The 8,662-nt window shown below is 72.7% G+C and carries 6 protein-coding genes and 1 pseudogene; 1 reads left to right on the top strand and 6 read right to left on the bottom strand.

The window, feature by feature from the left end:
- Positions 1 to 445 (top strand): ROK family protein (locus AB0M27_RS07175; RefSeq protein ID WP_365718811.1); only part of this gene is annotated, 445 nt, incomplete at its 5' end.
- A 268-nt stretch (positions 446 to 713) separates the two neighbouring features.
- On the opposite strand, the gene fusA is transcribed toward AB0M27_RS07175, so the two are convergent.
- The 6 genes and pseudogenes from fusA to eboE all read right to left on the bottom strand — a co-directional run bounded on the left by fusA (position 714) and on the right by eboE (position 8,660).
- Positions 714 to 2,771, bottom strand: coding sequence for an elongation factor G (fusA, locus tag AB0M27_RS07170; protein WP_365718809.1), 2,058 nt, complete (start codon positions 2,769 to 2,771; stop codon positions 714 to 716).
- A 316-nt stretch (positions 2,772 to 3,087) separates the two neighbouring features.
- Positions 3,088 to 4,080: a nucleotidyl transferase AbiEii/AbiGii toxin family protein gene (locus AB0M27_RS07165; RefSeq protein WP_365718807.1), complete on the bottom strand. Its 993-nt coding sequence runs from the start codon at positions 4,078 to 4,080 to the stop codon at positions 3,088 to 3,090.
- Positions 4,081 to 4,185: 105 nt separating this feature from the next.
- A pseudogene (locus AB0M27_RS07160) lies at positions 4,186 to 4,956 on the bottom strand (substrate-binding domain-containing protein).
- Between the two features lie 90 nt (positions 4,957 to 5,046).
- Positions 5,047 to 6,054: a sugar phosphate isomerase/epimerase family protein gene (locus tag AB0M27_RS07155; RefSeq protein WP_365718805.1), complete on the bottom strand. Its 1,008-nt coding sequence runs from the start codon at positions 6,052 to 6,054 to the stop codon at positions 5,047 to 5,049.
- A gap of 45 nt (positions 6,055 to 6,099) precedes the next feature.
- Positions 6,100 to 7,497 (bottom strand): nucleotide pyrophosphatase/phosphodiesterase family protein, encoded by a 1,398-nt coding sequence (locus AB0M27_RS07150; protein WP_365718803.1) that lies wholly within the window; start codon positions 7,495 to 7,497, stop codon positions 6,100 to 6,102.
- Positions 7,494 to 8,660 (bottom strand): metabolite traffic protein EboE, encoded by a 1,167-nt coding sequence (gene eboE / locus AB0M27_RS07145; protein ID WP_365718801.1) that lies wholly within the window; start codon positions 8,658 to 8,660, stop codon positions 7,494 to 7,496. The genes AB0M27_RS07150 and eboE overlap by 4 nt, the downstream gene beginning before the upstream one ends.
- Positions 8,661 to 8,662 lie beyond the last annotated feature (2 nt).

Genomic DNA, 8,662 nt, shown 5'->3' with positions numbered 1-8,662 from the left:
AACCGACCCAACGACCACAACCGGCCCCGACCACGGCAACGCAGTCGGCCCAACGGCCACAACCGATCCGCACCGCAACCGAAAACCCGACCCGGTGGCCGCGGCCGTGCTCGCCGAGACCGCCGAGTACCTCGGCGCCGGCCTGTCCGACCTGATCAACCTCTTCCAGCCCGAGCGCGTTCTGATCGGAGGCTGGGCCGGACTGCAACTCGGCGGCGCCTTCCTGGAACAGGTCCGCACCCACGCCCTGGCCCGAGCACTGCGCCACCCCGCGGGCCGCGTCCGCATCGAACTGGGCCGGCTGGGCCCGGACGCGGTGACCGTGGGCGCGGCGGTCCTCCCTCTCGCCGCGTTCTTCTCGTCCGGCGGCCAACGCCCACGGCCGACGCCGGACGGAGAGACGGCACCGGCCTGGCGGGCGGCGGTGGAGGGGAGGTTGGTGTGAGGGTGGGCGCGTGAGGAGTTGGTGGTGGAGGAGGAGCCCGTCGGCATGCCGTTCAGTACCGGTACACGGTTCGGTATCCACCAGCCCGCGGTTCGAGCCCCAGCCGGTGTTCCGGCCCCGGCCCCGCCCATCCGCTTCCCGCACCTCCATGTCGTACCTCCGCCACCCCGAACGCCCCGCTCCCCCGCCACGACCGAGCGGAGCCGGAGCGCCGCCATGGGGCCCGCACCACCGGCCGACCCCGGCGGGTGGTGCGGGCCCCGGTCTGCTACCGGACCGGCATCGGTCGAGGTGCCGGGGCGTAGCCGGTGGACCGGGTCGTGAAGGTGCCGCGGCCCTGGGTGCGGCTGCGCAACCGGGTCGCGTAGCCGAACAGTTCGGCCAGCGGAACGGTCGCGGTCAGGACCGCCGCGCCGCCCCGGGTCTCGGAGCCGCCGACCCGGCCACGCCGGGCCGCCAGGTCGCCGAGGACCGAGCCGACGGCTTCCTCCGGCGCGGTCACCGTGACCTCGGCGACCGGTTCCAGCAGAGCCGTCGTACAGACGCGCAGGGCCGCGCGGAGCCCGAGCCGGCCGGCGGTGCGGAAGGCCGTGTCGGAGGAGTCCTTCACGTGGGTGGAGCCGTCGGTGAGCGTGACGCGGAGCCCGGTCACCGGGTGCCCGTCCCGCGGGCCCTCGGCGAGCGCGTCCCGGCATCCCGCCTCCACCGCGCGCACGTACTCCTGCGGCACCGCTCCGCCGACCACGGTGGAGCGGAACTCGAAGCCGGTGGCGCCGACTTCGGGCCCGAGTGGCTCCACGTCGAGCACGACGTGGGCGAACTGCCCGGCCCCACCGTCCTGTTTGACGTGCCGGAACACGAACCCGGTCACTCCCTCGACGACGGTCTCGCGGTAGGCGACCCGAGGCCGGCCCACGGCCACCTCCGGTCCCCCGTCGCGGCGGATCTTCTCCACCGCTACCTCCAGGTGCAGTTCGCCCATGCCGGACAGCACGGTCTGCCCGGTCTCGGCGTCGGTGCGCACCACCAGCGAGGGATCCTCCTCGGCCAGCCGTGCCAGCGCCGCCGCCAGCCGGCCGGTGTCCGTGGCGCGCCGGGCCTCGACCGCGACGGACACCACGGGCTCGGCGGCCACCGGCGGTTCCAGGAGCAGTGGGGCGCCGGGGTCGCACAGCGTGGAGCCGGCCCGCGCCGACTTCACCCCGGCGAGCGCGACGATGTCCCCGGCGACCGCCCGGTCGAGCCGGTCGTGCCGGTCCGCCATGACGCGCACGATGCGCGCCACGCGCTCGGTGCGACCAGTGCCCGGGTCCCACACGGTGTCTCCCTTCTCGATCGTGCCCGAGTACACGCGCACGTAGGCCAGCCGCCCGGTGGTGCTCGCGTTCACCTTGAACACGAGCCCCGCGAACGGCACTTCGGGATCGGCGGGGCGTTCCTGCCCGGTCCCCTCGTGGTCGCCGCGTACGGCGGGGACGTCCAGCGGCGAGGGCAGGTAGGCCACGACCGCGTCGAGCAACGGTTCGATGCCGCGGTCGCGGTAGGCGGAGCCGCACAGGACGACCACGCCGTCCCCGGTGCGGGTGAGGTCCCGCAGGGTGGCGGCGAGGGTGCCGGCGCTCAGCGTCTCCCGGTCGCAGAACTCCTCCAGGGCGGCCGGGTGCAGCTCCGCCACGGTCTCCTCCAGCGCCCGGCGCCGCCGTACCGCCTCCTCGCGCAGCGACTCGGGCACGGGCCCCTCCACGGCCGTACCCGCGCCGTCGGGCCAGACCAGCGAGCGCATCCGTACGAGGTCCACCACACCCGTGAACTCGTCCTCCGCGCCGATGGGAAGCTGGACGACGAGCGGTACGGGATGCAGTCGCTGCCGGATGGACGCGACGGCCCGGTCGAGGTCGGCGCCCGCCCGGTCCATCTTGTTGACGAACGCGATCCTCGGCACGCCGTGCCGGTCGGCCTGCCGCCACACCGACTCGCTCTGCGGCTCGACCCCGGCGACGGCGTCGAACACGGCGACCGCCCCGTCGAGGACGCGCAGGGAGCGCTCGACCTCGTCGGCGAAGTCGACGTGGCCCGGGGTGTCGATGAGGTTGATGCGGTGCCCGTCCCAGGCGCAGCTCACGGCGGCGGCGAAGATGGTGATGCCACGGTCGCGTTCCTGCGGGTCGAAGTCGGTGACGGTGGTGCCGTCGTGCACCTCGCCCCGCTTGTGGGTGGTGCCCGTCGCGAACAGGATCCGCTCGGTGACGGTGGTCTTGCCCGCGTCGACGTGGGCGAGGATGCCGAGGTTGCGGACGGCGGCGAGGGTGGTGGTGTTGGTGCGCACGGCCCAGGGCCTTTCTGGGGATCAGGCCTGACATTGAGGCCCGAATCGGGAAAAGGGCAGCGCGATTACCCGTGCGTCCGAGATCAGCGGGACGTCACGGGCGTCCGGTGCCGGCCGCGCAGCGGGCACCGGCACCACCGGGACACGAGGATCACCTCGTACCGGGAACGGGGAGCGACGACAGCGGTGCGTGCGCGCACGGCCGGGCTCCCCTCTGTGTCGGACGACAGGCGCCGCCGTACGGTCGTGGCGGCGCTCGGTACGGGACGACGGTACGAGAGGCAGGCGACCGGGGGCACGTGATTTTTGTGGCGCGTCAGCGAGCGTGACGTATCCCAGGCGTGCGGAAGGCCCGCTTCCCGGTGAGCGGTGCCAGCGCCTCCGACAGGCGACGGAGCCAGTCCTCCGCCGTCCCCCGCACGGTGGGGTGCCGCTCCTGGAACGCGGTCCAGTCCACGTCCCACCGGAGCACCGCGGCCGGGTCGAGGGCGTGTGGGTCCGCGGGTGTCGCCGCCCGGTCGAAGACCTTCCGCAGCAGGCGCGGCGGGAGCGGCAAGGTGCCCTCGGCCTCGGCGAGGAGGACGGCGTCGTACAGGTCCTTGCCCTGGGCGCGGCGTCCGTCCCGGCTGTCGGTGTGCAGCCACAGCAGTTTCCATGCCAGGGACAGCTCGCGGCTCGCCGTGCGCACCGGGACGGGACTTCCGCCGTCGCCGCGCGGTATCAGGGTCCACACCGGGGGTTCGGGCAGCCGTTCGTCGCGGGCGAAGTCCAGGCGCACCTCGCCGGGCGGCAGGCCGTCCGCACGCCAGGGGATGAGCAGACGCACGCCCGGGGTGTCGTAGTACGCGTACGTCCAGGTGCCGTCGACGCGCGCGGTCTCCGTGTCGAGGAAGAGACCCGGGGCGGCCTCCGGGTGCCGGGCCACGCGTTCGAGCAGGTCGGCGTACGGCGGTCCCATCTCCGTCGCGTTCTCCTCGTGCAGCCAGTGCAGCCCTTCGGGCGGGAGCAGCGGCCGCTGCCCGCCTGTGTCGAACTCCTCGTACGTCCACATCTCGTACTGCGCCGCGCCGTAGGCGGCCTCGGGCCACTGCTGCACGATCTCCAGCCGGTCGACGTACGGGTACGGGTCCAGCGCGTCGACCCCGACGGGGTCCTCCAGCACCACCCAGTCCAGATCGGCGGGTTGGCGCGCCGCATCCCCCACCCAGGCCGGCATGGCCATGCTGCCGCGCAGGACCAGGCTCGCGCTCCAGGGAGCGTCCGCGATGAGGCCCAGCACGTGATCGAGCGCCGCCCGTACTCCGTCCACGGGGCAGACCGTAGCGCCCGCCACCGACAACGGCGGCACGGCCGACGCCAAGAACCCATGGCCGGAGCCATAGGTTCTTGCCGCTGTCCCGGGGGACGGCCCGGGTCAGCCGAGGTTGGCCGACATGTCGTACAGCTTGTAGACGGCCGCGGCGTTGTCCTTGGTGATCTGGGTGGTCTGCAGGGTCTGCTTCTTGCCGACGGTCTTTCCGTGCACGATGGCCTCGGCGGTGGCCGCCGCCTGCTGGGCACCGGTCGGGTAGATGAAGGTGGTGTACATCTGGCCGAGCTGTACGGCGCGGATGCCTCCGGTCGGGATGGCGAGGCCGTCGATGCCGATGACCTTGATGCCGTCGGCCTTGCCGGCGCCGCGGGCGGCGAGGACGGCGCCGAGGGCCATGTCGTCGTTCTCGCCGTAGACGAGGTCGATCTTCTTGTCCTGGTCGAGCCAACGCTGCGTGATCGTGGTGGCGTTGGCCTTCAGCCACTTCGCCTACTGGTGGTACACGATGTTGATGTTGTGTCCGGCGATGGCGTCTCTGAAGCCCTTGTCGCGGTCGATCTGCGGCTGGTCGGACAGGGTGCCCTGCAGTTCGGCCACGTTGCCGCCGTGCGGCAAAGCCTGCACCGCCGCCTGACCCGCCATCTTGCCGATCTTGTAGTTGTCGCCGCCGATGAAGGACGTGTAGCGGTCCGTGTTCACGGTGCGGTCCAGGACGATGACCGGGATGCGCGCGTTGCACGCCTGCTGCACCGCGGCGGTCAGCGGGGCCGGCTCGTTGGGCGAGAGGATCAGGACGTCGACCTTCTGCTGGATGAAGTTCCGCACCTGGCTCACCTGGGTGGCGCTGTCCTGGTGGGCGTCGGTGATGGGCATGCAAGAGACCCCTGATGAACAGGGGTCTCCGCTGGTGCCCGAGGGGGTTGCGGCCACGACGGTACGGTCGTGGTGGCGTCGGGCCGGTCGTCAGTCGCCCGAGGAGAAGGCCGAGTCGAAGGACTGGGCCGACGGCTCGATCGCCACGAGCTTGCGGATGAACCGCAGGGCGTCCGGGGCGCCGACCAGGCGGTCCATGCCGGCGTCCTCCCACTCCACCGAGACGGGCCCGTCGTACCCGATCGAGTTGAGCATCCGGAAGCACGCCTCCCAGGGCACGTCCCCGTGCCCGGTGGAGACGAAGTCCCAGCCGCGGCGCGGGTCCGCCCACGGCAGATGGGAACCGAGGCGGCCGTTGCGGCCGTTGAACCGCTTGACCGACTCCTTGCAGTCCACGTGATAGATGCGGTCCCTGAAGTCCCAGAGGAAGCCGACCGGGTCCAGGTCCTGCCAGACGAAGTGCGACGGGTCGAAGTTGAGCCCGAACGCCTCCCGGTGGCCGATCGCCTCCAGGGTGCGCACCGTCGTCCAGTAGTCGTAGGCGATCTCCGAGGGGTGGACCTCGTGGGCGAAGCGCACGCCGACCTCGTCGAAGACGTCGAGGATGGGGTTCCACCGCTCGGCGAAGTCCACGTAGCCGCGCTCGATCATCTCCGGCGGAACCGGCGGGAACATCGCCACCGTGTGCCAGATCGAGGAACCCGTGAAGCCGACGACGGTCTTCACCCCGAAGGCGGCGGCGGCGCGCGCGGTGTCCTTGACCTCCTGCGCGGCGCGCTGCCGGACGCCCTCCGGCTCGCCGTCGCCCCAGATACGCGCGGGGAGGATGCCTTTGTGGCGCTCGTCGATGGGGTGGTCGCACACGGCCTGGCCCGTCAGGTGGCAGGAGAGCGTCCAGCAGCGCAAGTTGTACTTCTCCAGCAGGGCGCGGCGGCGCGGGATGTAGTCGTCGTCGGCCAGGGCCTTGTCGACCTCGAAGTGGTCGCCCCAGCAGGCGATCTCCAACCCGTCGTACCCCCACTTGGCGGCCAGCCGGCACACCTCCTCGAACGGCATGTCGGCCCACTGACCGGTGAACAGGGTGATCGGGCGTGGCATCGGTTCCTCCGGTGGTTCGGTAGCTCGGTTCGTCGGTCGGTGCGGTCAGGGGGTCGGGGATGCGCCCGGCGTGAGCCCGGCCAGGCGCAGTAGCAGGTCCTTGACCTCGGTGGCGTCGTAGTGGTCGCGGGCCTCGCCGGGCCGGGAGCACAGCAGTACGGGGCCGTCGGCGGGGTGGTCGGGCAGCCGGCCGTGGCTGCCGCGTACCGGGGACGGGTCGAGGGGGACGACGCTCATGCGGTAGCGCATGCCGAGCTTCTTGCGGGCGAGCGCGGCGGCGGCGCGCAGTTTGACCTTGGGGTCCTTGGGGTCCATGAACAGCTCGGCCGGGTCGTAGCCGGGCTTGCGGTGGATCTCGACGAGGCGGGCGAAGTCCGGGGCGCGGTCGTCGTCGAGCCAGTAGTAGTACGTGAACCACGCGTCGGGCTCGGCGACCGCGACCAGCTCCCCGGCACGCGGGTGGTCGATGCCGTACGCCTTCTTGCCTGCCTCGGTGAGCACCTCGGCCACGCCGTCGGTGCCGGCCAGCAGTTCGCGGACGCGCTCGGTGTCGGCCGGGTCGGCGACGTAGACGTGGGCGACCTGGTGGTCGGCGACGGCGAAGGCGGCCGACGTCCACGGGTCGAGGTATTCCATGCCGTCCTGGGTGTGGACGTGCAGCAGCCCGGCCCGGCGCAGTACGCGGTTGATGTCCACCGCCCTGGAGACGTGGGTGATGCCGTACTCGGAGAGGGCGACCACGGTGGTCGAGCGCGTGGCGGCGGCGTCGAGCAGCGGGGCGAGGACCCGGTCGACGTCGGCGGCCGCCGCGGCGGCGCGGGGATCGTCGGGACCGTAGCGCTGCAGGTCGTAGTCGAGGTGGGGGACGTAGACGAGCGTGAGGTCGGGGGCGTGGGTGGCCACGATGTGGCGGGCGGCTTCGACGATCCACCGTGAGGAGGTGAGGGAGGCGGTCGGCCCCCAGTAGGTGAACAGCGGGAACGTGCCCAGCCTTCCGGTGAGTTCGTCGTGCAGCTGCGGGGGGTGGGTGTAGCAGTCGGGCTCTTTGCGGCCGTCGGAGTAGTAGATGGGGCGTGGGGTGACGGTGAGGTCGACGTCGGCGCCCATCGCGTACCACCAGCAGATGTTGGCGACGCGGTAGCCGGGGTGGGAGCGCCGGGCCGCGTCCCACAGCTTCTCCCCGCCGACGAGGGCGTTGTGCTGCCGCCACAGCAGCACCTCGCCGAGCTCGCGGAAGTACCAGCCGTTGCCGACGATGCCGTGGCCGGTGGCGGGCTGCCCGGTGAGCAGGGTGGACTGCACGGTGCAGGTGACGGCGGGGAACGCGGTGTCGAGGCGTGCGGTGAAGCCCGCCTCGCCCAGGGCGCGCAGTCGGGGCATGTGGGCGAGCAGCCGGGGGGTGAGGCCCACCACGTCCAGGACGAGCAGGGGTGTGGGGCTCATGGGGCGACCTCCTTCAGGCCGAGCGCGATCAGATGGTCGCGGGTGAAGGCGAGTTCGGCGGCGATGCCGTCGGCGAGGGCCTCGGGGCCCTGCGGGCGGCCAGCCTCGGGGAGCACCCCCCAGGTGTAGGTCTCGGCCTCCACGTGTGCGGTTCGGGCGGTGTCTCCGCCGAGCAGGGCGGCGAGGCTCGCCTCCAGTTCGGGGCGGGTCGTGGTCAGCGGGGGCTCCGGGTCGGCGTGCAGCGGCACGTGGAAGTGGACACGCCAGGGATCGCGGCCGGGCAGCCCCCCGGCGAGGGCGGCGTCGAGGTCGTCCACGGCCCTGGGCGGGGTGCCTTGCTCGCGGACCTGGTGCAGGAAGCGCGGCTCGGTGAAGGCGGCCAGAGCCGCTCGCGTCGCCGGATCGGACGGGTCGTCGGCCTGCAGGGCGCAGGACGCCTGGGTCTTGACCACCGTGAGCCCGGCCGTGTCCAGGCGGGCGAGTGCGGCGCTCGGCTCCTCGAAGCCGACCGCCAGATGGCAGGCGTCCAGGCAGATGCCGATGCGGTCGGTGTCCACGTGGGCCAGGTGCCGGGCGGCCTCGGCGGAGGTCTCGACGACACAGCCCGGCTCGGGTTCCAGGCCGACCTTGATCGTGCGGCCCGTGTCGGCGGCGAGGGCGGCCAGGCCGCCGGCCAGTGCGTCGAGCGTACGGGCGGCCTCGTCGGCCTGCCGGGCCGTCCACGGGGTCCGCCAGGCCAGCGGCACGGTGGAGACACTGCCGTACGCGGCGTCGTCGGGCAGCAGCGCCCCGAGCACGCGGGCGAGGTCGAGGGTGTAGTGCAGCCGGTCGGACGTGGTCCAGTCCGGCCGGTAGACGGCGTGCTTGACGACGGGGTCGTGAAAGCCTCGGTAGGGAAAGCCGTTGAGCGTGACGACCTCAAGACCGCGGGCGGTCAGCTCCCGGCGGAGCATGCCGACCGCGCCGTCGTCCGCGGCGAGGGCCGCCGCGGCGTCGCGGGCCAGCCACAGGCCCAGGCCGAGGACGGGCACAGCCAGCCGCTCGCGTACCGGCTCGGCGTGCCGGGCCAGTTGGGCGAGCACCCCGTCGAGGTCCTCGGCGGGGTGGACGTTGGTGCAGTACGCGAGATGCACGACCGTGCCGTCGGGGTGGAGCAGACGCACGG

Origin of the sequence: Streptomyces sp. NPDC052107 (assembly GCF_040680215.1) — a bacterium.
Taxonomy (GTDB): Bacteria; Actinomycetota; Actinomycetes; order Streptomycetales; family Streptomycetaceae; genus Streptomyces.
This window is presented reverse-complemented; position numbering and strand designations above follow the sequence as displayed.